The following is a 23,326-nucleotide window of genomic DNA, read 5'->3' as shown; positions in this document are numbered from 1 at the left end:
AGCAACGAGGAAGTGGTCAATTCTTTGAACCAATCCCGTCCGGGCAGTCGGCGTGCCGCGACGGCGTACCCGCGTGTGTCCGTCCGCCGGTTGGGCTAGAACGGGCGCGGATACATGCGGCCCGACGTGCGACGGCCGCCGGGAGGGGCGAGGACGACATGAACGAGACGCTGCCGACGACGAGCCATGCCGGATGGGCCACTCATCCGCTCCGGGCCCGCGTGCTCGGCGAGGTGCACGCCCGGCCGTTTCGGCTGGTCGGGTCGCCGCGCGTCTTCCTGCACTACGCCTTCCAGACGCCGCCCGCCTCCGCCGCGGCGGACAGGGCCTTCCTGCGCGACTTCTGCCGCCGCCACGGCGTCGAGGGTCCGGGGCCGGACCAGAAGGTGCACCAGATCGCCGTATCGGGCGGCACGCTGCGCTGGGAGCAGTTCTCCGAGTTCACCACCTATACCTTCGACACCGCCCCCATCCATGGCGCCGGCCCGTTCGGCCCCATCCGCGACGATCCGTTCGGCGCGGGCTTCCGGGCGCCGGGCGAGCTTCTGGTCGCGACCCGGCTCGACCTCGTCACCGAGGACATGGTGCCGCCGGAGAAGGGCGGTCCCATCTCGCACTTCGAGGAGGTCTGGGTGTCGGCCTCGCTCGTCATCGACCGCACGGCCCTGATCGTGACGGATTTCCGCGTCGACCGGGACGGCCGCACGCGCATCCTCGCCGTCGACAAGGGGCTCCATCCGCGCCAGGCGGGCGCGCTGGTCCAGCGGCTCCTGGAGATCGAGACCTACCGCACCTTCTCCATGCTGGGCCTGCCGGAGGCGCAGGCGCAGGGGCCGGTGATCGCCGCCATCGAGCGCCGCACGGTCGAGATCGCGTCCGAGATCCGCCAGTCGGCCGGGCTCGACCAGAACCGCAAGCTCCTCGACGATCTCACCCGCCTGACGGCCGACCTGGAAGCCGTCGCCGCCGCGAGCGCCTACCGGTTCGGCGCGAGCCGGGCCTATGACGAGATCGTCGGCCTGCGCCTGGACGCGATTCGCGAGCAGCCCTTCGAGGGCTACTCCACCTGGGGCGCCTTCCTGTCCCGCAGGACCGCCCCGGCCATGCGCACGCTCCAGTCGATCCAGGACCGGCAGCAGGACCTTTCCACCAAGCTCGGCCGGGCGGCCAATCTGCTCCGCACCCGGGTGGACGTGGAGCTGGAGCAGCAGAACCGCGACGTCCTGGACAGCATGAACCGCCGCGCCCGCCTCCAGCTCCGGCTGCAGCAGACTGTGGAGGGCCTCTCCGTGGCGGCGGTCAGCTACTACGTCATCGGGCTCGTGTCCTATCTCGCCAAGGCCCTCACGCCCCTCGGCGTCCACGTCGACCCGGCCTACGTGACGGCCGCGGCCGTCATTCCGTGCCTGCTGGCGGTCTGGTGGACCGTCCGTCGCATCCGCAAGCGCCACGCCGGGGAGGATCACGGATGATCCGGCCGCGCCTCGCCCAGTCGCCCGTCAGCCTATTCGGCCGCCTGCGCCGGATCGAGCAGCGGGCCGAGTCCCGCGTCCCAGTAGGGCTCCGGGCCGTAGAGGCCGATCAGGAAGTCGATGAAGAGCCGCACTTTCGCCGGCAGGAAGCGCCGGCTCGGGTAGACGGCGTGCACGGCCACGTGGCGCGAGCCGCGGTACCGCGGCAGTACCACCGTCAGCCGGCCGGACGACAGCTCCGGCCCCACGTCCCAGGTGGATCGGAGCGCGATGCCGACGCCCGCGAGGCAGAGTTCGCGCACCACCTCCGACGAGTTGGTGTGCACCGCCCCGCTCGCCCGCACGGCCACCTCGCCGTCCGGCCCGTCGAGCCGCCACGGGTCCTGGTGCCCGGCGGCGAGGCACACGTGGGCGTCGAGATCGGAGAGGCGCCGGGGCGTGCCGTGCCGTTCGAGATAGGTCGGCGAAGCGCACAGCAATCGGTGGTTCGGCGCCAGCCTGCGCACCACCAGGCTGGAATCGGCAAGGGCGCCGATCCGCACCGCGAGGTCGAAGCCCTCGCCGATCACGTCCACGAACTCGTCGGAAAGCTGCAGGTCGAGCACGAGGCCGCGGTTCCTCTCCAGGAAGGCCCCGAGATGGGGCGCGATGTGGAGCCGGCCGAAGGTCGTCGGCGCCGAGATCTTCAGCGTGCCCCGCGCCTGCGCGGATTTCCGCGACACGAAGGCCTCCGCCTCCTCGATAGACGACAGGATGGCGAGCACCCGCTCGTGGAAGCCCTGGCCGGCCTCGGTCAGCGCCAGCTGGCGCGTGGTCCGCTGGAAGAGCAGCGTCCCCAGCCGATCCTCCAGCCGCCGCACCCGCTTGGACACCACCGCCGGCGACAGCCCGAGATCCCGCCCAGCCGCCGACATGCTGCCGGCCGCCACGATGCGGGCGAAGATCTGAAGATCGTGGATGTCCTGCACGGCGCGCGTCCTTTCCGGCCGGATCGTAGAGGGGCGGGGCGCGGACGGGAAGGGATGGTTTGGACGGAGGGCGTGAGGGTGACGGTCCTGCGAAACGCAGTGGTTCCCCCCCACCCCGACCCTCCCCCACGAGGGGAGAGGGGGCTTGTTGGCGGGGACGGGACGGGCAGTGCCCCCTTGCGCAGAGGCGCAAGCGGCTCTTCCGCCGGCAGGGAAGGCTCACCCCTCGCCCCATACTCTACGAACCCCCTCTCCCCTCGTGGGGGAGGGTCGGGGAGGGGGGTGAACCGCCACCCTCCCTACCATGATCACGCCCACCCGGAGCCCCACCCATGAGCCATCCCGAGATGCCGCCCGTCGACGAGGCCGTGATCGCGCGGCGGGGGGAGATCGCCGCGGCGTTGCGCCGGATCGTGCCGAACGGCGTGATCGACAGCGCCGTTGCCCTGAAGCCCTACGAGTCCGACGGCCTCACCGCCTACCGGACGCCGCCGCTCCTGGTGGTTCTGCCGGAAACCGTCGCGCAGGTCTCCGCCTTGCTCGCCTGGTGCCACGCCCACGACGTGAAGGTCGTGCCGCGGGGCGCCGGCACGTCCCTCTCCGGCGGGGCGCTGCCGCTCGCCGACGGCGTGCTCCTCTCCATGATGAAGTTCAACCGGGTGAAGGAGATCGACTTCGACAACCGGGTGGCCGTGGTGGAGCCGGGCGTCACCAACCTCGGCATCACCCGGGCGGTGGAGCATGCCGGCTTCTACTACGCGCCCGATCCGTCGTCCCAGATCGCCTGCTCCATCGGCGGCAACGTGGCGGAGAATTCCGGCGGAGTTCACTGTCTGAAGTACGGCCTCACCACCAACAACGTGCTCGGCGTCCAGCTCGTGCTGATGACCGGCGAGGTGGTGCGCCTCGGCGGCAAGCACCTGGACAGCGAGGGCGTCGACCTTCTCGCCCTCATCGTCGGCTCCGAAGGCCTCCTCGGCGTCGTCACCGAGGTCACCGTCCGCATCCTCCGCGCACCGGAGACTGCCCGGGCGGTGCTGGTCGCCTTCGCGTCGTCGGAAGCGGCCGGAGAGTGCGTGGCCGACATCATCGCCGCCGGCATCATCCCGGGCGGCATGGAGATGATGGACAACCCGGCCATCAACGCCGCCGAGGACTTCGTCAACGTCGGCTACCCGCGCGACGCCGAGGCGCTGCTGATCGTGGAGCTGGACGGCCCCGACGTGGAGGTCGACCACCTGCTGGCCCGGGTCGAGGCGATCGCCCGCGCCCGCGGTGCCATGGAATGCCGCGTCTCCACGTCGGATGCCGAGCGCATGGCCTTCTGGGCCGGCCGGAAGGCCGCCTTCCCGGCGGTCGGCCGCATCTCGCCCGACTACTACTGCATGGACGGCACCATCCCGCGCCGCCAGCTGCCGCTCGTGCTCGCCCGCATGCGCGAGCTCTCCAAGGTCCACGGTCTGCGCGTCGCCAATGTCTTCCACGCGGGCGACGGCAATCTGCACCCGCTCATCCTCTACGACGCCAACGTGCCCGGCGAGCTCGACCGGGCCGAATCCTTCGGCGCCGACATCCTCCGGCTCTGCGTGGAGGTGGGCGGCGTCCTCACCGGCGAGCACGGGGTCGGCATCGAGAAGCGCGACCTCATGCCCACCATGTTCTCCGAGGTCGACCTCGCCCACCAGATCCGGGTGAAGTGCGCCTTCGACGAGAAGCATCTCCTCAATCCCGGCAAGGTGTTCCCGGAGCTCCACCGCTGCGCCGAACTCGGCCGCATGCACGTCTCCGGCGGCCGCGTGCCGTTTCCCGACATCCCGAGGTTCTGATGACCCTGACGCCCTCGTCCGCCACCGACGTGGTGGCCGCCGTCGCCGAGGCGGTGGCGACGCGCGCGCCGCTCGTGCTGAGGGGCCTGTCGTCCAAGGCCGGCATCGGCCGGCCGGACGGCAACGAGCGTCCGCTCTTCCTGGCCGGCCTCACCGGCGTGACGCTCTACGAGCCGGAGGAACTGGTGCTCTCCGCCCGCGCCGGCACGCCCGTCGCCGAGATCGAGGCGCTGCTCGACGCCCGCGGCCAGGAGCTCGCCTTCGAGCCCATGTCCTTCGCCGCCCTCCACGGCACCGGCCAGGGTACCCTCGGCGGCGCCGTGATGGCCAACCAGTCCGGCCCCCGGCGCATCAAGATGGGCGCCGCCCGCGATCACGTCCTCGGCGTGGAGGCGGTGTCCGGGCGGGGCGAGCTCTTCAAGGCGGGCGGCCGGGTGGTGAAGAACGTCACCGGCTACGACCTCGCCAAGGGCCTCTGCGGCTCCTGGGGCACGCTGGCGGTCGCCACCGAGCTCACCGTCAAGGTGCTGCCGAAGGCCGAGACTGCCGCCACCCTGATCCTGTCCGGCCTGGAGCCCGCGGCCGCCGTGAAGGCCCTCTCAGCCGCCCTCGGCTCTCCGGCCGACGTGTCGGGCGCCGCCCACCTGCCGGCCGCGGCGGCAGCCCGCGCGGGCTTCCCGACGGCGGCGACGCTGATCCGGCTGGAGGGCTTCGAGCCGTCCGTCGCCGCCCGCTTCGAGCGGCTCGCCGCGCTCCTGAAGCCCTTCGCCCCCGCCGACCGGCTGGACGGCGAGGCCTCCGCCGCGCTCTGGCGCGCCATCCGCGACGTGGCGCCCCTCGCCGAGCCGGCCGACCGGGCGATCTGGCGCGTCTCCGTCGCGCCCACCGCCGGCCCGTCCGTGGCGGCGGCCGTGACCGCCTCCCGGCCGGCGGACGTGCTCTTCGACTGGGGCGGCGGCCTCGTCTGGATCGCCACCGAGGCGGCCGGCGACGGCGGTGCGGCGGCGATCCGCTCCGCCGTGGCGGCGACCGGCGGCGGCCACGCCACCCTGATCCGCGGACCGGCCGCCTTGCGCGAGTCCGTCCCCGTGTTCCAGCCCCAGCCGGCGGCGCTCGCCGCCCTCGGCCGGCGGCTCAAGGCCGAGTTCGATCCGCTCGGCATCCTCAATCCGGCCCGCATGGCGGGAGACGCGTGAAACCATGCAGACCAATTTTTCCCTCGCCCAGCTCGCCGACCCGCACATGGCCGAATCGGAGAAGATCCTCCGCGCCTGCGTGCACTGCGGCTTCTGCACGGCGACCTGCCCGACCTTTGTGCTCCTCGGCGACGAGCTCGACAGCCCGCGCGGCCGCATCTACCTGATCAAGGAGATGCTGGAGAACGACCGCCCGGCCGACCCGGAAACCGTGCTCCACGTGGACCGCTGCCTGTCGTGCCTGTCGTGCATGACCACCTGTCCGTCCGGCGTGCACTACATGCACCTGGTGGACCATGCCCGCGCCCACATCGAGGAGACCCACGTCCGCGCCCTGCCGGACCGGATGGTGAGAAACGTCCTCGCCGCCGTGCTGCCGAATCGGGGCCGGTTCCGACTCGCCCTCGGGGCCGCCCTTTTCGGGCGGCCGTTCGCGCCCGTGCTCGCCCGCATGGGCCTCACCGGCCGCCGCCTCGCCGCCATGCTGCGTCTCGCGCCCGGCCGGGCGCCGCTGCCGTCCAGCCACAAGGCCGGCGACGTGATCGCCCCAGCGGCGGGCAAGCGGGTCGCCCGGGTGGCGCTCCTTTCCGGCTGCGCCCAGCCGGTGCTCCGCCCGTCCATCAACGACGCCACCATCCGGCTCCTCACCCGGCTCGGGGTGGAGATCGTGCTGCCGAAGGGGGAGGGCTGCTGCGGGGCGCTCGTCCACCACATGGGCCGCGAGGATGACGCGCTCGCCGCCGCCCGCCGCAACGTGGACGCCTGGACGGCGGAGATCGAGGGCCCGGGGCTCGACGCCATCGTGATCACCGCGTCCGGCTGCGGCACCACCATCAAGGACTACGGCCACATGCTGCGCGCCGACCCGGCTTATGCCGAGAAGGCCGCGCGGGTGTCGGCGCTCGCCAAGGACGTGACCGAGCTTCTCGCCCGGCTCGACCTGCCGCCGGCGGAGGCGCCGGCGCCGCTCACCGTCGCCTATCATTCCGCGTGCTCCATGCAGCACGGCCAGAAGATCCGCACCGAGCCCAAGGCGCTCTTGCACCGCGCGGGCTTCACCGTGCGCGACGTGCCGGAAGGCCACCTCTGCTGCGGCTCCGCCGGCACCTACAACATCCTGCAGCCGGACATCGCCACGCAGCTCCGCGACCGCAAGCTCGCCAACATCGCCCGCACCGGACCGGACGTGATCGCCACCGGCAACATCGGCTGCATCACCCAGCTCGGCGCCGCCGCGCCGGTGCCCGTGGTGCACACGGTGGAACTCCTCGACTGGGCCTATGGCGGCGAGCGCCCGGCGGACCTTCAGACGGGCCGGGCCTGAAACCGGAGCACGGAAACCCTCGGTACACCAGAGCCGTGTAGGTTGCCTCGAAAGCGCCGCGCTCGCGGCGCAAGAACCGTTCCGGGCGCGCCGCGTTTCCGGTGACGCTTCAACGATGAGAATGGGTGTCGTGATGGTCCGTCGGTCTTTGGTCTGGGGCGTGCTCGGACTTCTCGTCGTCACGATGAGCTCCGCGTCGGGACGGGCGGCCGATCCGAGCTTCGACTGCGATCGCCCGAAAAGCGAAGTGGAGACGCTGATCTGCGCCGACGAGGAACTGGCCGCGCTCGACGTGGAGCTCGCCAAGGCCTTCGCCGCCGCTCTCGCCCGTTCTCCGGCCGGCAACGTGCAGGAGCTCAAGCTCGCCCAGGGCAACTGGATGAAGGCCCGCAACGAGTGCCGCCGCCAGGCGGACATGCGGGCCTGCGCCCTGGAGAGCTACCGCAAGCGCCTCGGCGAGATCTGAGGCGGCGCGCCGCTGGCTGCCCCTCCGGCGCGGAAGCAACGGCCCGGCGGCCACCCGCCGGGCCTCGTCGTCACATCACCACCACGCGGGCGCCCACCGGCACGCGGCCGTAGAGGTCGATCACGTCCTCGTTGCGCATGCGGATGCAGCCGGACGACACGGCCGAGCCGATCGTCCAGGGCTCCGACGTGCCATGGATGCGGTAGAGCGTGGAACCGAGATAGAGCGCGCGGGCGCCGAGCGGATTCTTCGGACCGCCCTCCATGCGCGCCGGCAGGTAGGGCTGGCGCTGGCGCATTTCCGGAGGCGGCACCCAGGCGGGCCATTCCGCCTTGCGCGTCACCCGGTGGGTGCCGGCCCATTCGAACCCCGGCCGCCCCACGCCCACGCCGTAGCGGCGCGCCATGCCGCCGGCTTCCACCAGGTAGAGGTGCCGGCTGTTGGTGTCGATCACCACGGTGCCGGGCGCGTGCGGGCCGTCGTAGGTCACGAGCGTCGGCAGGAACTGCTCCGCGATCGGCCGCTGCGACGGATGCAGCGTCTTCGGCGCCGCCTGGGCGGCGGCCGGCGTGATCTCGATCTCCGGCGTCGGCAGGCGGCGCACGCGGGCGCTGGAGCGCGGCTCCTTGCGGTAGATCGGCCGATCGCCGGGGCGGAGCTGCGTCACCCACGGCTCGGTCAGGTTCGGCGACAGCACGATCGGCGGCGGGGTCGCGTAGCGCCCGCTCTGCGCGGCGGCCTCGCCGCAGAAGACGGCCGCGACCGTGGCGACCGCACAGGCAAGAAGGCTCGGAAGACGCATGACATCCTCGACAGACGCATCGCCGCGGGGGCGGCGGAACACTGCCTGGAAGTCTAAGGCCGCGGCCGGGCCGAAATGGTGAATCGAATCCGTCCCGAACGAGGAGACTTGTCCGGATCTGCCGTCATGGTGAATGAAGCGTCAACGGCGGCCCGCCCGGGCCGCCGCCCCGTCAGCGCCCCGTCAGCGCCCCGTCAGCGCACCGCGGCCCGGGCCGAGCGGATCAGGTCCGGCAGCAGGGCCAGCACCTCCGTCCGGGACGCGCCGTGGCGCACCCGCCCGTCGTAGAGCATGGAGATGATCGCCCGGTCGAACGGCATGAAGCGCGCGTGCGGCGACCGGTCGTTGAAGACGCTCGAGCCGAGGCGCGGATCGTCGTTCATCGGGCCGAGACCCTGCAGGATCTCCTCCACCATGCAGCGGCGGAACAGCGCCTCCCCGTTGTCGGAGACGATCACCGCCGTGGCGCGGCGAATGCCCGAGGGGCTGAAGTCCACCTTGACCATGCAGTTGCCGGGCACCCGGGCGAACGCGCTGGAGAAGGCGTCCAGCCTCGCCCGCTTCACATAGGAATCCCGGTCGACGACCACGATCTTGAAGTTGGCGTCCTCGCCGCTCCGGGCGAGCCGGGCGTCGAGCCCGCGCACCATCCGGGGCAGCTGGCGCACGAAGCGGGCGACATCCGCCTCCCGGTCGATGGCCGAATGGATGGCGATCTCGAACCGGACCGGCCCGTTGAACTTCTTCACCATGCCGGCGCCGGCCGCGCCGTGCTCCAGGCCGAACACGGTTGCCAGAAAGCCGGTCGCCAGGTCCCGGTCGCTGAAGGGTTTGAGGGGAGACGCCGAGGCGGCGCTCGGAACGGCCGTCATCGCGGCCAGGAGGCTCGTCGCCAGAAGAAGAAGCATCCGGCCCGAAGCGCCGGTACGCATAGGACGATCGACGTGCTTTCCGCCCGCCGGACCGACTCTGAAAAGCCGTCCGATCATTCCGATCATAAAGGGTCCCCCGCCGGCGACCGTCCTCCGGCCGCATGCCGCCCGCCGCGCGTTATCGCGTCTTCACGGACCTGGTAACGGGGAGTTTACCGGCAGGCGTCCGGTCGTTCAATCGGTTTAGCCTTCGACCTACGATGTATGCAGAGAGCATACGGAAAAGCTGCCAAACCCGTTGTTAACCTCGGACGGTTAGTGTCCCGGTCCAGTGTCCGAGGGGAATACGTCATGTCAGCGGGCCGAAAGGCATACCGGGTCGAAGAACTGATGGGACTATCTGCCGCCAGGGCCGCCGGAGGCGCGGTGGACGGAAAGGCCGACGAGATACTCCGCGAAATCGCCGAGCTGCGCAGGCTGGTTCAGCCCCAGAAGGAAGTGAGCCGCGAGATCATCGAGGACTTCCGCCAGCAGACCGTCGAAGCCATGAAGATGAAGGCCGAGCTGGACGAGATCCAGGAGGCCATCAGCCGGACCAAGCGCGAGATCGCCAGCCTGCACGTCTCCGGCTTCAAGGGCCAGGAGATGAGCCGCGTCACCGACGAGCTGGACGCGGTGGTCGGCGGCACGGAGAGCGCCACCGAGGCGATCCTGTCCGCGGCCGAATCGATCGACGACGCCGCCAACACCCTGTCCGCCCGCCTGAAGGGCCAGGACCAGCAGCTTGCCGCCGACATCCAGGAGAAGGTGCTCACCGTCTTCGAGGCCTGCAATTTCCAGGATCTCACGGGCCAGCGCATCACCAAGGTCGTCAATGTGCTCCGCTTCATCGAGGACCGGGTCAACCGGATGATGGAGATCTGGGGCGGCATGGAGACCTTCGACACCATCGAGGCCGACGAATCGCTCCGCCGCGTCGGCGACGCCGCCCTCCTCAACGGCCCGGCCCTGCCGGAAGCCGCCGGCGTCGCCAGCCAGGACGACATCGACGCCCTGTTCGCCTGATCGATCCGCAACCGACTCCGGGGGCGGGCGACCGGCCCCCTTTTTCGCTCCAGGTACGACACGCTGGAGCATCCTCTCGGCGATCAGGTGGGGCAACGTGATCGGAGTTTGCTCCAGCGGACGCTGATGACAGACCCTGTCCGGGCCGCCTGATGACCTGTGGCCGGACCGACGGGGGGAGGGGGCGATGATCGACGGACTGGTGACCGGGGCGGACGGCGTCGTGCGATGCTGGTGGGCTGGCGCGGAGCCCATCTACCAGCGCTACCACGACGAGGAATGGGGCCGCCCGGTCGGCGACGACGACCGGCTCTACGAGAAGCTCTGCCTGGAGGGCTTCCAGTCCGGCCTGTCCTGGCTCACCATCCTGAAGAAGCGCGACGCTTTCCGTCAGGGTTTCGCCGGCTTCTCGATCGAGGCCGTGGCCGAGTTCGGCGACGCCGACGTGGAACGCCTCGTCGCCGACGCCGGCATCGTGCGCCATCGCGGCAAGATCGTCTCCACCATTAACAACGCCCGCCGCGCCCGCGCTCTGCGCGACGAGACCGGCGAGTCCCTCGCCGCCTTCCTGTGGCGCTTCGAGCCGGACCCGGCCGATCGGCCGGCCGTGTTCGACAAGCCGACGCTCACGGCCAACCCCACCACGCCGGCCTCCGCGGCCCTCTCCAAGGCGCTCCGCGAACGCGGCTGGACCTTCGTCGGCCCCACCACGGTCTACGCCTTCATGCAGTCCATGGGCCTCGTCAACGATCACCTGGAGGGCTGCCCCTGCCGCGCGGCCTGCGCCGAGGCGAGGGCGCGCTTCCACAAACCCGTGCGCTGACGCGATCGCCGGCCGCCGTCCCGGCGTGCGGCGGCGGATCGTGCGCGGATGCGGCGGCTCCAAACCGACGTCGGCGCCGCCCTGACCGTCACCCGGGCGGATCAGCCGCGCCGTCGTCCTCGCCGGAACGGCTCCTCGCGGCCGACAAAAAAATCGCGCACCGGTGATCCGGCCCGATGAAGCCCCCGTAACATCCACGAGACAAGATGGATGCCGGGCTACCCCGATCGCTCGCATCCAACCCGATCCTGTCTCTTCGGCCGCCGCTACCCCGATCGCGGCGTCCACACGAAGGCCGTCGGTTTCCCCCCGGAACCGCGGCCTTCCTTGTTTCTGGCGCCACCCGTCAGTCGAGACGGCGGGCGAGGTCGTCGTAGAGCGCGTTCTCCGCCTCGAACACATAGTCCACGCCGCGCACGGTCACCGTCCGGGCGCCTTCCTCCAGCAGCCAGGCCGACAGCGGGTGGACCGCCTTCGCCGGGCACAGGAGCACGAGCGGCGTCGGCAGGCCGTCGAACGGCGGCGTCGCGCCGAACCGGGCGGCGACCGCCGCGAGGCGCTCCGCCGTCGGCTCCAGCGAGGCCTCCACCATCTTGACCGACCGGGCGCGGGCGTCGGCGGCGATCCGCGTCAGCATGGTGCGGGCGGCCGCGCGGGCCTTGTCCGACCAGTCCGCCGCCAGCGACGCCACCAGCGCCGCCTCGGACCGCATGATCACGCCGTCGTCGATCACCTTCAGCCCGTTCTCCACCAGGGTCTGGCCCGTGGAGGTGATGTCCACGATCAGCTCCGCGCTCCCCGCGGCCGGCGCGCCCTCCGTGGCGCCCGGGCTTTCCACGATCAGGTAGTCGTGCACCCCGTGGCCGGTGAGAAAGCGGCGGGTGAGCGAGACGTACTTGGTCGCCACCCGCATGGGCCGGTGGTGCTTCAGCCGGAAGCGGGCGGCCACGTCGGCGAGGTCGGCCATCGTGGCCACGTCGAGCCAGGCCTGCGGCACGGCCACCACCACGTTGGCGTGCCCGAACCCGAGCCGCGTCACCACGTGGGCGGGGGAGGGGGCCTGGTCGTCGAGGCTGTCGCCCGGGCGGATCTCGTCCTGCGCGCCGCCGAGGGTTTCGTGCAGAAGGTCCATGCCGGTGACGGCGAGGTGCACCGAGCCGGCGCCCACCTCGCGGGCGATCTCCGAGGCGGAGCGGAACTGGATGGTGGCGTCCGGCAGGCCGGCGACGCTGGCGAAATAGTCGCGCGCGCCGCGCGCCTGCCGCACCGGCAGGCCCGAGCGGTCGAAGAAGGCGAGCGTCTGCTCCTGCAACCGCCCCTTGGACGGCACGGCGACGACGAGCGGCGCGCTCATGGGTTTCCTCCCGGCAGGCGTTCCGTCCACACGGCGAACCCCACGGCGCGGGAGCCGGGCGCGGCGCCGAACCCGGCCAGCAGCCCGTCGTAGCGCCCGCCGCCCGCCACCTGGCCGATCTCCGGCCGAGCCGGATCGAACACGTCGAACACGAACCCGTCGTAGTAGCCGAGCTTGCGCCCGAACGCGGCCGAGAACCGGATCGCCGTGTCGCCCTGCCGGTCGGCGAGCCGGCCGGCGCGGGTCCGGAACAGGGCGACCGCCGCGTCGAACCGGGCCGGCCGGCCGAGCCGCGCCGACAGGCCGTCGAGGGCGTCGGCCGCCGTCGCAAGGTCCGCCTCGATGGCGAGAAGGTCGCGGATGGCGGTCGCGTGCGTCTCGGGGATCACGTCCTCGGCCGCCAGCAGCGCCTGCTCCAGCACCCGTTCGGCGATCTCGCCGGTGGTGCGGCCGCCCACGGTCTTCACCCCCGCGATGGACAGGATGTCGGCGAAGAGCTGCCCCACCTGCTCCGCCGGGAAGCGGGAGAGGGCGGTGATGATGGCGCCGTGGTCGGTGAAGTCGGCGAAGCCCGGCCGCGCGTCCGCCATGTGCGACAGGGTCTCGATCACCCGCACCGGATCGCCGAAGAGCGCGGTCAGCCGCCGCTTCCAGGCGGCCGGCACGGCGAGCGCGTCGAGGAGCGCGGTGAACAGGCCCACGTCGCCCACCTGCACCGTCGCGCGGCCGAGCCCGAGCGCCCGGCACGTGTCCAGCGACAGGGCGAGCGCGGCGGCGTCCTCGGCGGCGGCGTCATGGGCGCCGATCACCTCCACGCCGATCTGCCACACCTCGTCCGCCTCGCCCGGCCTGCCGTTGCGGAAGATCCGGCCCGAATAGGAGAAGCGCCCGCCGGCCGGGTCGACGGCGAGCCGCTGGCGGCAGACCGGGATGGTGAACTCCGGCCTCAGGCAGTATTCCGCGCCCCGGTTGTCCGTGGTCACGAAGATGCGCCGGCGGAACTCCTCGCCGGAGATGCGCACGAAGTCCTCCATGGGCAGGAGAACCGGCACGTCCACCGGGGTGAAGCCGGCGTCGCGGAACACCGCGAGCGCGGGGGCCAGCGGCTCGCTCATGGCAGGCCGCCCTCGGCCGTGGCGTCCACGATGGCGCGGATCGCCGCTACCAGGTCCGCCCGGTCCACCTCCTGCTGGGCGGGCCGCTCGGCGCGCCACTGGGCGTTGTCGGTGATGCCGGCCGACAGGGCCTTGCCGAGCGCCAGGTCCTTGATCTGCACCTTGCCGGCCGCCCGTTCGTTGCTGCCGACGATCACCGCCGCCGGGGCGTTCCGCCGGTCCGCATACTTCATCTGCGCCTTCATGCCGGACGCGCCGAGATACATCTCGGCCGGGATGCCCGCCCGGCGCAGCTCCGCCACCATGCCCTGGTAGTCCGCCAGCGCCTCCGGCGTCTTGTCCATCACCAGCACCACCACCGGGCCCGCCACCTCGCCGGCGCCCAGCTTGCCGAGCCGGGTGAGCGCCGCCATCAGGCGCGACACGCCGATGGAGAAGCCGGTGGCCGGCACCGGCTCCTTCAGGAAGCGGCCCACCAGCCCGTCATACCGCCCGCCGCCGCCGACCGAGCCGAACCGCACCGGCTGGCCGGTGTCGGTGTCCAGAACCTCGAAGGTCAGCTCGGCCTCGAACACGGGCCCGGTGTAGTATTCCAGGCCGCGCACCACGGACGGATCGATCTTCACCCGGTCGCCGTAGCCGGCCGCGTCGACCAGCGCGCCGATGAGGGCGAGTTCGTCCACGCCCTCCAGCCCCTTCGGGCTCGCCTCGATCAGGCCGCGAAGCGCCGCCAGCGTCTCGCCCAGGGTCGTCTTGCCGGCGTCCACGAATCCGAGCACCAGGGCGGCTTCCGCGTCCCCGAGCCCGGCGCCCTTCGTGAAATCCCCCGACGGATCAAGCCGCCCCTTGCCGAGGAGGTCGCGCACGCCCTCCACCCCGATCTTGTCCAGCTTGTCGATGGCCCGGAGCACCGTCAGCCGCGTGCCCGCGTGAGCGTCGCCGGCGAGCCCGATCGCCTCCATCACGCCGTCGAGGACCTTGCGGTTGTTCACCCGGATCACATAGTCGCCGCGCTGGATGCCGAGCGCCTCCATGGTGTCGGCCGCCATCATGCAGATCTCCGCGTCGGCCGCCACCGACGGGGCGCCCACGGTATCCGCGTCGAACTGCATGAACTGGCGGAAGCGGCCGGGGCCGGGCTTCTCGTTGCGGAACACCCAGCCGGCGCGATAGCTGCGGTAGGGCTTCGGCAGCCGCTCGTTGTTCTCGGCGAAATAGCGGGCGAGCGGCGCCGTCAGGTCGTAGCGCAGCGACAGCCACTGCTCGTCGTCGTCCTGGAACGAGAACACGCCCTCGTTCGGCCGGTCCTGGTCCGGCAGGAACTTGCCGAGCGCGTCCGTGTATTCGATCAGCGGCGTCTCCACCGGCTCGAAGCCGTAGAGCTCGTACACGTGTCGGATCGTCTCCAGCATCCGGTGCGCCGCCTTCAGGTCGGCGGGGGTGCGGTCGACGAAGCCGCGCGGCAGGCGCGCGTTGAGGAGGTCCGACATCGGTTCAGGCTCTGGGTCGCGGTGGGCGAACGGGTCCCCGCGGCCGGCAGGCCGCCGGCGCGGGCGTGCGCCGGCTTGGTAGACGAAACAGGGGACGGGAGCAAGGTTGCGCGCGGGCCGGAGGGCCCCGCCGGCGCCCCGTCCGAGCCCGATCGGCCGGGCCGGTCAGGCCGCCTTGGCGTCGGTCAGGTTCGGCATCCGCCAGGAGCCCGTGCAGCCCCCTTCGCCCAGGGCCTCCACGCCGGCCACGCTGCAGTGGTCCAGGAGGTCGGGCGAGAAGGCGTAGTGGTTCGCGATGTCCGTCATCTCCGGCGGCGGCGACGTCACCGTGCAGGCGGCGTTCTGGACGATCTCGCGACCCACGATCACGTCGTGGAACACCAGGAGACCGAGCCCGTCGCCCACGTCCACCCGGTTCGACGGCGAGACCAGGAACCGGGTCACGTCCTCCGGCGGCACCAGCACCACGGGCGGCTTGCCCTTCTCCAGGAGGCGCCAGGCGTTGAGGCTGGCGGCGATGCGCTCGCCCTTGTGCCGCACCACCACTGGCCAAAGCACGCGCTCCAGGTGGGGAATGGTTGGGAAGTCGTTCACGTCTTCACGAGGCAGGAGAGTCATCGGCCGGTCAGGCTCCAAAGGTCGAGACGGCTGGTCTTGTCGTTTTTCTCGACGGCCTAGGGTTCCACGAATTTGTCGGACCAACAAACGATCCTCTGTGCCTTACCCAACACTTCGTTTCGACGGTCCGTAGATCTGACGAGAAAGGCCGCCCCGGATCAACCGGAGCGGCCTCGTTCGTCAGCGGTGGCATGACCGGCCGGTTGGTCCGGCTCAGACGGTGACGAGTTCCCGGCCGCGGCGGGCGTCCAGCGACCAGGCGCCGGCGCCGGAGGCGAAGAGGGCCAGGAAGCCGCCGGCGATCGTCACGTTCTTCATGAACATGATCTGCTGCATCATGTCGGCCATCGGGTCGGCGCCGGTGATCGCCACGTAGTGGAACAGGTAGCCGGCGATCACCGTGAAGCCGGCGAGCAGGATGGCGGCGATGCGGGTCTGGAACCCGACCAGGATGGCGAGACCGCCGCCGAGCTCCGTCAGGATGACGAGCGGCAGCAGGGCGCCGGGCACGCCCATGGCTTCCATGTAGCCGACCGTCCCGGCGTAGCCGGTGATCTTCTGGAAGCCGGACAGAATGAAGATGAGCGAGAGGAGCACGCGGGCGGCGAGCAGGGCGGGGGCGGTGAGCTGGGTCATGAGGGGGTCTCCGGTTCGGTCTCCGGCGATTGCCGCCGGTCTTGAGCCAAACTTAACTGTCTCCCGATCACCGCACTAGCCAGCCAGTGTTGCACATGACGTTCACCGCCGGCGGAACAATCACGCGACCACCCACCCCACCCTCGCACCGCCCCCGCCACGGCCCACACCCACCACCGTCATCACGCCTTCACCGTCATCCCGGCGAAAGCCGGGATCCAACCGACCCCGAAACCCCGCCAACGGACGCGGACGAACCTCCCGTCGGCTGGATCCCGGCCTTCGCCGGGATGACGGGGTCGCGCCGTGGCCGCACCGCGCGCACAACCCGCGCCCTCCAACGCCCCACACTCCACCACCGTCATCAACCCCCTCACCGTCATCCCGGCCTTCGCCGGGACGACGAAGTCGTGCCCCGCCTCATGCCCCGCCCAAACGGAAAAAGCCGGGCGCGAGGCCCGGCTTTCCCTGGATCGGACGATGGCGTCCGGACGTCCTCAGAAGTCCATGCCGCCCATGCCGCCGCCGCCCATCGGGGGCATGGCGGGCTTGTCCTTCGGCAGCTCGGCGATCATCGCCTCGGTGGTGACGAGCAGGCCGGCCACCGAAGCGGCGTCCTGGAGCGCGGTGCGGACGACCTTGGTGGGGTCGATGATGCCGGCGGCGATCATGTCCACGTAGGTCTCGTTCTGGGCGTCGAAGCCGAACGTGTCGCCGAGCTCCTGCACCTTGCCGACCACGATCGAGCCTTCCACGCCGGAGTTCTCGGCGATCTGGCGGATCGGGGACTCAAGGGCGCGGAGCACGATCTTGATGCCGGCCTTGATGTCCGGGTTGTCGGAGGTCAGCTGCTCCACGGCCTTCTTGGCGCGCAGGAGAGCGGTGCCGCCGCCCGGGACGATGCCTTCCTCGACCGCGGCGCGGGTGGCGTTCAGGGCGTCGTCGACGCGGTCCTTGCGCTCCTTCACCTCGACCTCGGTGGAGCCGCCCACGCGGATGACGGCGACGCCGCCCGCCAGCTTGGCCAGACGCTCCTGCAGCTTCTCGCGGTCGTAGTCCGAGGTGGTCTCCTCGATCTGCGCCTTGATCTGCGCCACGCGGCCCTCGATCTCGGCGGTCGCGCCGGCGCCGTCGACGATCGTGGTGTTCTCCTTGGTGATGGAGACCTTCTTGGCGCGGCCCAGCATCTGCAGGGTCACGTTCTCGAGCTTGATGCCGAGGTCTTCCGAGATCACCTGGCCGCCGGTGAGGATCGCGATGTCCTCCAGCATGGCCTTGCGGCGGTCACCGAAGCCCGGCGCCTTGACGGCCGCGACCTTGAGGCCGCCGCGGAGCTTGTTGACGACGAGCGTGGCCAGAGCCTCGCCCTCCACGTCCTCGGCGACGATCACCAGCGGACGGGACGACTGCACGACGGCTTCCAGCACCGGCAGCATGGCCTGCAGGTTGGAGAGCTTCTTCTCGTGGATGAGGATGTACGGGTCGTCCAGGTCCGCGACCATCTTCTCGGCGTTGGTCACGAAGTACGGCGACAGGTAGCCGCGGTCGAACTGCATGCCCTCGACGGTCTCGAGCTCGGTCTCGGCGGTCTTGGCTTCCTCGACCGTGATGACGCCCTCGTTGCCGACCTTCTGCATCGCCTCGGCGATGAGCTGGCCGATCTCGGCCTCGCCGTTCGCCGAAATGGTGCCGACCTGGGCCACTTCGGCCGAGGTGGAGATCTTCTTGGAGCGGGACTTGAGGTCCGCGATGGCGGCCGTAACGGCGAGGTCGATGCCGCGCTTCAGGTCCATCGGGTTCATGCCGGCCGCGACGGCCTTGGCGCCTTCCTTGACGATGGACTGGGCCAGCACGGTGGCGGTGGTGGTGCCGTCGCCCGCGATGTCGTTGGTCTTCGAGGCCACTTCGCGCACCATCTGGGCGCCCATGTTCTCGAACTTGTCGTCGAGCTCGATCTCCTTGGCGACGGAGACGCCGTCCTTGGTGATGCGCGGAGCGCCGAAGGACTTCTCGATGACGACGTTACGGCCCTTCGGGCCGAGGGTGACCTTCACCGCGTTGGCGAGGATGTCGACGCCGCGCAGCATCTTGTCGCGCGCGTCGGAGGAGAACTTTACTTCCTTGGCAGCCATGTCGTTGATCCTGAATGAGAGTTGTTTCCGAAACGGGTGTCGGTCGGCGTTCAGCCCACGATGCCCAGGATGTCGGATTCCTTCATGATCAGGAGGTCCTGACCATCGATCTTGACTTCGGTGCCCGACCACTTGCCGAACAGAACCTTGTCACCAGCCTTCACGTCGAGCGGGTTCACCTTGCCGCTCTCGTCCCGGGCGCCCGGGCCGACGGCGACGACTTCGCCCTGCTGCGGCTTCTCCTTGGCGGTGTCCGGGATGATGATGCCGCCGGCCGTCTTCTCCTCGGACTCGAGCCGGCGGACGACGACGCGGTCGTGCAGCGGACGGAAAGTCATGGGCTGTCGCTCCTCTCAAGCACTTCGGCGGCCTGATCGGAGCCGCCGGTGGAATGGTGTGCCGTGTTAGCACTCACCCGAGGTGAGTGCCAGGCACGCCGGAGATAGGCTGAGCCGGAACCGCTGTCAATGGGGGCGGCGCGCATGATCGCGAGTCCGGCGGTCGTTTCAGCCGGTCTTGCGGAACACCATCAGGCAGGCGCCGACGATCAGGGCGGCGCCGAGGAAGGTCCAGACCGTCGGGAATTCGCCGAAGAACACGACGCCGAACACGCCGGCCCACAGGAAGCCGGTGTATTCGATCGGCGCCAGCCGCGCGGTCGGCGCGTGCGCATAGGCCCACGCGAAGGCGAGGTGGCCGGCCGTGCCGAGCGCCCCGATGGCGACGAAGAGGAGGACGGTCGCCTCGGTCGGCGGCGTCCAGACGAACACCGCCAGCGGCAGCGAATAGAGCGCCGCGGTGGCGTTCTGCGCCAGCACCAGGGCCAGCACCGGGTCGTGCCCGCTGTCCTTGCGGGTCATCACCATGGCGATCGCGTAGGTGACCGAGCACGCGATCCCGGTCACGTAGCCGACCGGATCGCCGCCGAGCGCCTCGCCGGCCTGGAGCCTGCCCGCCAGCATCACGAGCACGCCGGAGAAGCCGATCGAGATCGCCACCCAGGCGGAGCGCGGCACCGCCTCCTTCAGGAGGATGCGGGCCGCGAACACCATGAAGAAGGGCGCCGTGAAGCTCACCGCCACGGCCTCGGCGAGCGGCAGCAGCGTCAGCGTCTTGAAGAACAGGAAGGCCGTGGCGAGGATGAACAGCGCCCGCACCGCCGCCCGCTGGAAGGTGCCGAGGGTCGGCCGGCCGGCCCGCGGCAGCAGGCTGACCAAGGCGAGCGCCGCGAAGCCTGCGAGGTAGCGCAGGAACACCACCTGCCCGGTCGGATGCGCCACGCTGACGGCCTTGATGGCCGCGTCCATGGTGGAGAGCACCGCGACGGCGAACACCGCCGCCATCACCGGCATGGGCGAGGCGAGCGTCTTCATCGGGCGATCGCCCGCACGTAGGCGAATTCCCAGGCCCTGGTCGCGTCGGCCAGATAGCGCACGACCGGCAGTCGCCGGAAGCCGAGCTTCTCGTAGAAGGCATGTCCGCGGGTGAAGCGCGTGTCGGTCCACAGGCGCAGTTCGGTCCCGCCGCCGGCCAGCGCCGCGGCCTCCGCCGTCTCCATCAGCCGGTGGGCGTGGCCGCCGCCTCGCAGGCCGGACGCCAGATAGACCTTGTTGATCTCGAACGCCGGCCCGCCGTCCACCCGCGACAGGGCGACCGAGCCGACCACCTCGCCCTCGGGTCCGGTCATCACCCAGAGCCCGCCGCCCTTCCGCCGGTAGTGGCTGGCCGGCGCCCGCAGTTCCGGAAACTCGTCCGGCACGAACGGGCAACCCGGATATTCGGAGAACACCGCCGCGATCAGGGCAGCGATCTGCGGGCCGTCGCCGTCGACGGCGTCACGAATCGGAAACGCGAACAAGGGAAAGCACCCGAAGGCCGGAGACAGCGACGCCGCAGATCTATCCGATCGCCGGCGTTCCGCCAATCCTGGCCGCGCCGCTGCGGCCGAGCCGGCGACTTCAGATCCGGAACGACCGGCCGAGCGACAGCGTCCACCGGCGGGTGGCCAAGAAGCCGGGCCGCGTCTCGAAGCCGGGCTTCGGGTTCGCCGGCCGCGTCACGGCGTAGAGCCGCGCCCGCTCCTCCGGATCGTCGTCGGGAACCGGCGAGAGATCCATCGGGACCGGAGCGCCGATCGGCTCGAGGTCATCGGGAAAGGCGCGCTGCTGCGGTTGAACGGTCATGGCGGTCCCCCGTCGGCGATGCCCGGAACCCCCACGCGGTCCCGCGGCCTCTCGCGCCTCGATCGAACACGCGCCGTGTTAACGGAACTTAACCTCCGGACCACGCCGCATCGCGAACGGAACGCGTGCGATGCAGCATAGCGCCAGTCGCGTCAGATGCTTAAGCCGTTAATGGCCCGTTTCTCATACATGAAACGCATAGGTGCCATGCACCGGGCGCGGGCGGCTCCATCGACCGACCTGTGGACGGGCCGCGTCGGGGCATCAGGCGTCAGGGCGCCGGGGCGGCGACCTGGAACGGCAGTTCGAAGCTGCCGACCTTGTCGGAGTTCTTGTCCCGGAGCCGTGTGACGAGCACGTAGTCTCCCGGTCGCAGGCCCTGGAAGTTGTAGGTGATGAACACCTGGAATTCCTTGTTCCGCCGGCGCGTCGTGAGGCCCGGCGCCGCGAACCCGGTCTGGGAATGCAGGATCTGGCCCTTGGCGGTCCGCAGCTCGAAGTCCGCGTCGAAGCCGATCGTGAACATGTCGCCGTCCTGGCCGTAGCCGTAGCCGAACGGCTCCGAGTAGACGTAGAGGTCTTCGCCCGGGCTGAACACCGTGTTCGGCCGCGCCGTGTAGATGCCGAAGCCGGTCGGCTTCTCGGTCACGAACAGGGCCTCGGAAAAGCTGAGCGGCGCCTGGTCCCAGACCGCGTTAAACGCGGCCTCCACCTCGGCCAGGGCCTGGACCGGCTTCTTTTCCGCGAGCAGCCCCTCGGCCCGGGTTGCCCGGTCCACCAGTTCGCCTGCCGAAACCGCGATCGGAGACAGGGAGAGACCGAAGGCGACGGCAAGAACGGCACGACCGACGAAGCCGGAAACGGACATGGGACGACGGGTCCTCGCAACGAGCGGGCCGGCGCGGACGAGGCGCGGCGGAAGGGGCATGGGGGCGGGAAGGGCCGCACGCTGAGGCACCGTATCGTCCGGCCTCAGCACGAGCCGACGCTCACGGGGCCGGGGACCCCGAGCAGGTCTTGCGCATCTTACCCATTGCGAAAACGACCACAAGCCCTCGCCGTCGTCAGGTTGATATGCCGCGCTTCAGCCGTAGCCGGCGCGCGGCCAGACCGGGTCGGCAGCCGCCTCGGCGGCCGCGGATTCATCGTCCACCCAGCCCCGCCGCTTGCGGTAGATGGTGGACGGGCTGATCTCCAGCGCCGCCGCGGCCCGGGCCACGTTGCCGCCGAAGGCCTCGATGGCTTCCTCGATGATCCGCGCCTCCTCCATCCAGAGCGGCCGCACCACGATGCGGCCCGGTGCGGCGGGCGCCGCCGCCACCGGGGCCGTCCGCACGGTCGCCAGCAGGTCGGCCACCGCGTCCTCGGTCACGAGGGCGCCGTCATGAAGCGTGGCGAGCCGTTCGCAGAAGTTGCGCAGTTCCCGCACGTTGCCCGGCCAGGGCCGGTCCAGGAGCAGCCGCTCCGCCCCGGGCGCCAGCCTCGGCGGGCGCACCCCCAGGTCGCGCGCCGCCCGGCGCAGGAACTCGTCGCAGAGCGCCGGCACGTCGTCCCGCCGTTCCGAAAGCGGCGGCATTCGGATCGGCAGCACCGCGAGGCGGAAATAGAGGTCCGGCCGCAGTCCGCCGGGTCCGGACACGTCGTCCGGCCGCCGGTTGGTGGTGGCGACGAAGCGCGGGGCGACCTTCCGCCGGTCAGCGCCGCCGCCCACCTCGCCGGATTCCAGCACGCGCAGCAGCAGCGACTGCACCATCTCCGGCAGGCGGCCGATCTCGTCCAGCACCAGCGTGCCGCCGTCCGCCTTGTCCAGGGCGCCGCCGGGCGCCGCCAGTTCGCCGACGAGGTCGGCCCGGTCGTCCCCGGCGCAGTCGACGAGCACGAACGGCCCGGAGCGCCGACGCGACCGGGCGTGCACCGCGCGCGCCACCAGGCCCTTGCCGGTGCCGCTGTCGCCGATGATGAAGACGGGGGCCGTGGAGGGCGCGATCCGGGCGATCTGGTCCACCAGCGTGTGCATGGCCTGGCTCTTGCCGACGAGGCCCTCGAAGGCGTCGGCCGCGGGCGGCTCCACCGCCGTGAACAGCCGCTCGATCCGGCGCGCGAAGGCGGCGCCGTCCAGGGGCTTCTCCAGGAAGTCCGCCGCCCCGGCCTGCACGGAGGCGACCGCGTCGCGCACGTCGCTCGCCGGGCCCATGGCGTACACCGCCACGTTGGGCGACCGGCGAACCAGGTCCTCGAACGCCGGCAAGCCGCCCAGCGTGCCGATGTCCACCGCCATGGCGTCGAACGTGCGGTCTCCCACCACGGCCCGGACGGCCGCCGGTTCACCGGCCTCGACGATCATCAGGGGGCGGGCGATGCGGGCTTCCAGGCCGGCCCTCAGAACGGAGCGTGCCGCGGGATCGGCATCGACGAGAAGAAGGCGTAGCGCCGGCGAAGACCGCGGTGCGGCAGCCATGGAATTGCAATCCTTGCGAGAGAAGCGCGGATTTCTTCCGCGCTGTCCATCCCGCACTCTTGCCGCCGCGTGGTAAAAATTCCGTTGCCGGCGGGCCTCTGTGCAATTCACATGAGGGTGCCGGCAACCGGAGGGCGTCGTCAGGCGGCCACTTCGTAGCCCGCCGCCTCGATGGCCGACTTGAAGGCTTCGGCCGGCTTGCTGCTGTCGATGGTCACCGACCCGCTGGCGAGGTCCACCGTCACGGCGGCCGTCTCGTCGGTCCGCTTCACCGCCTTCTCGACGGATTTGACGCAGCCGCCGCAGGTCATGCCGGTCACTGTCAGCTCGATCATGGGAACGTCTCCGGATGATGGGCGCCGGACAGGGTCCGACGCCCGGATGGGAATGAGCGGACTGTGAGGCTTCCAGCGGCTGGAAGGTCAAGCCCTTTCCGGAACGGCGGCCGACGGGTCCGTATTTCGGCGGATGCGGCTCGCCGGCCACGGGCCGCGTCCAAGCGGGGTTTCGGCCCGGTTAACGGTCG

At 70.9% G+C, this 23,326-nt stretch carries 23 protein-coding genes; 7 read left to right on the top strand and 16 right to left on the bottom strand.

All coding sequences use genetic code 11. From position 1 onward, the window contains the following. The first annotated feature begins 158 nt into the window (after nt 1-158). Nucleotides 159-1,472, top strand: coding sequence for a DUF3422 family protein (locus HND91_RS07695; protein ID WP_181705964.1), 1,314 nt, complete (start codon nt 159-161; stop codon nt 1,470-1,472). Nucleotides 1,473-1,504: 32 nt separating this feature from the next. Here HND91_RS07695 and HND91_RS07690 read toward each other — a convergent pair whose 3' ends face one another. Then, nucleotides 1,505-2,440 carry a LysR substrate-binding domain-containing protein gene (locus HND91_RS07690; protein ID WP_181705963.1) on the bottom strand — a complete coding sequence of 312 codons (936 nt, stop codon included), beginning with the start codon at nt 2,438-2,440 and terminating at the stop codon, nt 1,505-1,507. Nucleotides 2,441-2,772: 332 nt separating this feature from the next. Between HND91_RS07690 and HND91_RS07685 the strand changes: the two genes are divergently transcribed. The 4 genes from HND91_RS07685 to HND91_RS07670 all read left to right on the top strand — a co-directional run bounded on the left by HND91_RS07685 (nt 2,773) and on the right by HND91_RS07670 (nt 7,252). Next, nucleotides 2,773-4,266: an FAD-linked oxidase C-terminal domain-containing protein gene (locus HND91_RS07685; protein ID WP_181705962.1), complete on the top strand. Its 1,494-nt coding sequence runs from the start codon at nt 2,773-2,775 to the stop codon at nt 4,264-4,266. Next, a complete protein-coding gene (locus HND91_RS07680; protein ID WP_181706080.1) occupies nt 4,263-5,462 on the top strand; it encodes an FAD-binding protein in 1,200 nt (399 codons plus the stop codon). Before HND91_RS07685 ends, HND91_RS07680 begins: the two co-directional genes overlap by 4 nt. Nucleotides 5,463-5,466: 4 nt before the next feature. Next, nucleotides 5,467-6,786, top strand: a complete 1,320-nt coding sequence (glcF, locus tag HND91_RS07675; RefSeq protein ID WP_181705961.1) for a glycolate oxidase subunit GlcF — start codon at nt 5,467-5,469, stop codon at nt 6,784-6,786. A gap of 133 nt (nt 6,787-6,919) precedes the next feature. Continuing rightward, complete coding sequence (locus tag HND91_RS07670) at nt 6,920-7,252, top strand: lysozyme inhibitor LprI family protein (RefSeq protein ID WP_181705960.1); 333 nt, start codon at nt 6,920-6,922, stop codon at nt 7,250-7,252. A 70-nt stretch (nt 7,253-7,322) separates the two neighbouring features. Here the strand turns inward: HND91_RS07670 and HND91_RS07665 are convergent, their stop codons facing one another. Next, nucleotides 7,323-8,054, bottom strand: a complete 732-nt coding sequence (locus HND91_RS07665) for a L,D-transpeptidase (RefSeq protein ID WP_181705959.1) — start codon at nt 8,052-8,054, stop codon at nt 7,323-7,325. A gap of 194 nt (nt 8,055-8,248) precedes the next feature. Next, nucleotides 8,249-8,962 carry a DUF2927 domain-containing protein gene (locus tag HND91_RS07660; RefSeq protein ID WP_181705958.1) on the bottom strand — a complete coding sequence of 238 codons (714 nt, stop codon included), beginning with the start codon at nt 8,960-8,962 and terminating at the stop codon, nt 8,249-8,251. A 354-nt stretch (nt 8,963-9,316) separates the two neighbouring features. Here HND91_RS07660 and HND91_RS07655 point away from each other — a divergent pair, with 354 nt between their 5' ends. Together HND91_RS07655 and HND91_RS07650 are read left to right on the top strand one after the other, a co-directional pair. After that, nucleotides 9,317-9,991, top strand: a complete 675-nt coding sequence (locus HND91_RS07655; RefSeq protein ID WP_246329346.1) for a protein phosphatase CheZ — start codon at nt 9,317-9,319, stop codon at nt 9,989-9,991. A gap of 187 nt (nt 9,992-10,178) precedes the next feature. Further along, on the top strand, nt 10,179-10,814 hold the full coding sequence (locus tag HND91_RS07650; RefSeq protein WP_181705956.1) for a DNA-3-methyladenine glycosylase I: 636 nt from the start codon (nt 10,179-10,181) through the stop codon (nt 10,812-10,814). A 346-nt stretch (nt 10,815-11,160) separates the two neighbouring features. Here the strand turns inward: HND91_RS07650 and hisG are convergent, their stop codons facing one another. The 13 genes from hisG to HND91_RS07585 all read right to left on the bottom strand — a co-directional run bounded on the left by hisG (nt 11,161) and on the right by HND91_RS07585 (nt 23,135). Beyond that, the gene (gene hisG, locus HND91_RS07645) at nt 11,161-12,168 is read right to left on the bottom strand and encodes an ATP phosphoribosyltransferase (RefSeq protein ID WP_181705955.1); all 1,008 of its coding nucleotides are present in this window, start codon (nt 12,166-12,168) and stop codon (nt 11,161-11,163) included. Further along, on the bottom strand, nt 12,165-13,283 hold the full coding sequence (locus tag HND91_RS07640; RefSeq protein WP_181705954.1) for an ATP phosphoribosyltransferase regulatory subunit: 1,119 nt from the start codon (nt 13,281-13,283) through the stop codon (nt 12,165-12,167). The genes hisG and HND91_RS07640 overlap by 4 nt, the downstream gene beginning before the upstream one ends. Then, nucleotides 13,280-14,773 (bottom strand): histidine--tRNA ligase, encoded by a 1,494-nt coding sequence (hisS, locus tag HND91_RS07635; RefSeq protein ID WP_181705953.1) that lies wholly within the window; start codon nt 14,771-14,773, stop codon nt 13,280-13,282. The genes HND91_RS07640 and hisS overlap by 4 nt, the downstream gene beginning before the upstream one ends. Before the next feature lie 165 nt (nt 14,774-14,938). Continuing rightward, the gene (locus HND91_RS07630) at nt 14,939-15,391 is read right to left on the bottom strand and encodes a DUF427 domain-containing protein (protein WP_181705952.1); all 453 of its coding nucleotides are present in this window, start codon (nt 15,389-15,391) and stop codon (nt 14,939-14,941) included. Between the two features lie 213 nt (nt 15,392-15,604). Next, on the bottom strand, nt 15,605-16,027 hold the full coding sequence (locus tag HND91_RS07625; protein ID WP_181705951.1) for a DoxX family protein: 423 nt from the start codon (nt 16,025-16,027) through the stop codon (nt 15,605-15,607). Nucleotides 16,028-16,524: 497 nt separating this feature from the next. Beyond that, nucleotides 16,525-18,159: a chaperonin GroEL gene (gene groL / locus HND91_RS07620; RefSeq protein ID WP_181705950.1), complete on the bottom strand. Its 1,635-nt coding sequence runs from the start codon at nt 18,157-18,159 to the stop codon at nt 16,525-16,527. A gap of 50 nt (nt 18,160-18,209) precedes the next feature. Continuing rightward, nucleotides 18,210-18,497 (bottom strand): co-chaperone GroES, encoded by a 288-nt coding sequence (gene groES / locus HND91_RS07615; protein WP_181705949.1) that lies wholly within the window; start codon nt 18,495-18,497, stop codon nt 18,210-18,212. A gap of 168 nt (nt 18,498-18,665) precedes the next feature. After that, nucleotides 18,666-19,532 (bottom strand): DMT family transporter, encoded by an 867-nt coding sequence (locus HND91_RS07610; protein ID WP_181705948.1) that lies wholly within the window; start codon nt 19,530-19,532, stop codon nt 18,666-18,668. Then, the gene (locus HND91_RS07605) at nt 19,529-20,017 is read right to left on the bottom strand and encodes a GNAT family N-acetyltransferase (RefSeq protein ID WP_181705947.1); all 489 of its coding nucleotides are present in this window, start codon (nt 20,015-20,017) and stop codon (nt 19,529-19,531) included. Before HND91_RS07605 ends, HND91_RS07610 begins: the two co-directional genes overlap by 4 nt. A 100-nt stretch (nt 20,018-20,117) precedes the next feature. After that, the gene (locus HND91_RS07600) at nt 20,118-20,342 is read right to left on the bottom strand and encodes a hypothetical protein (RefSeq protein ID WP_181705946.1); all 225 of its coding nucleotides are present in this window, start codon (nt 20,340-20,342) and stop codon (nt 20,118-20,120) included. Between the two features lie 271 nt (nt 20,343-20,613). After that, nucleotides 20,614-21,210 carry a hypothetical protein gene (locus HND91_RS07595; RefSeq protein ID WP_181705945.1) on the bottom strand — a complete coding sequence of 199 codons (597 nt, stop codon included), beginning with the start codon at nt 21,208-21,210 and terminating at the stop codon, nt 20,614-20,616. Nucleotides 21,211-21,426: 216 nt separating this feature from the next. Further along, nucleotides 21,427-22,800, bottom strand: coding sequence for a sigma-54-dependent transcriptional regulator (locus HND91_RS07590; protein WP_181705944.1), 1,374 nt, complete (start codon nt 22,798-22,800; stop codon nt 21,427-21,429). A 140-nt stretch (nt 22,801-22,940) separates the two neighbouring features. Then, nucleotides 22,941-23,135 (bottom strand): heavy-metal-associated domain-containing protein, encoded by a 195-nt coding sequence (locus tag HND91_RS07585; RefSeq protein ID WP_181705943.1) that lies wholly within the window; start codon nt 23,133-23,135, stop codon nt 22,941-22,943. Nucleotides 23,136-23,326: the final 191 nt, after the last annotated feature.

It is taken from the genome of Chthonobacter rhizosphaerae (genome assembly GCF_013839525.1).
GTDB classification, from domain to species: domain Bacteria; phylum Pseudomonadota; class Alphaproteobacteria; order Rhizobiales; family Pleomorphomonadaceae; genus Chthonobacter; species Chthonobacter rhizosphaerae.
This window is presented reverse-complemented; position numbering and strand designations above follow the sequence as displayed.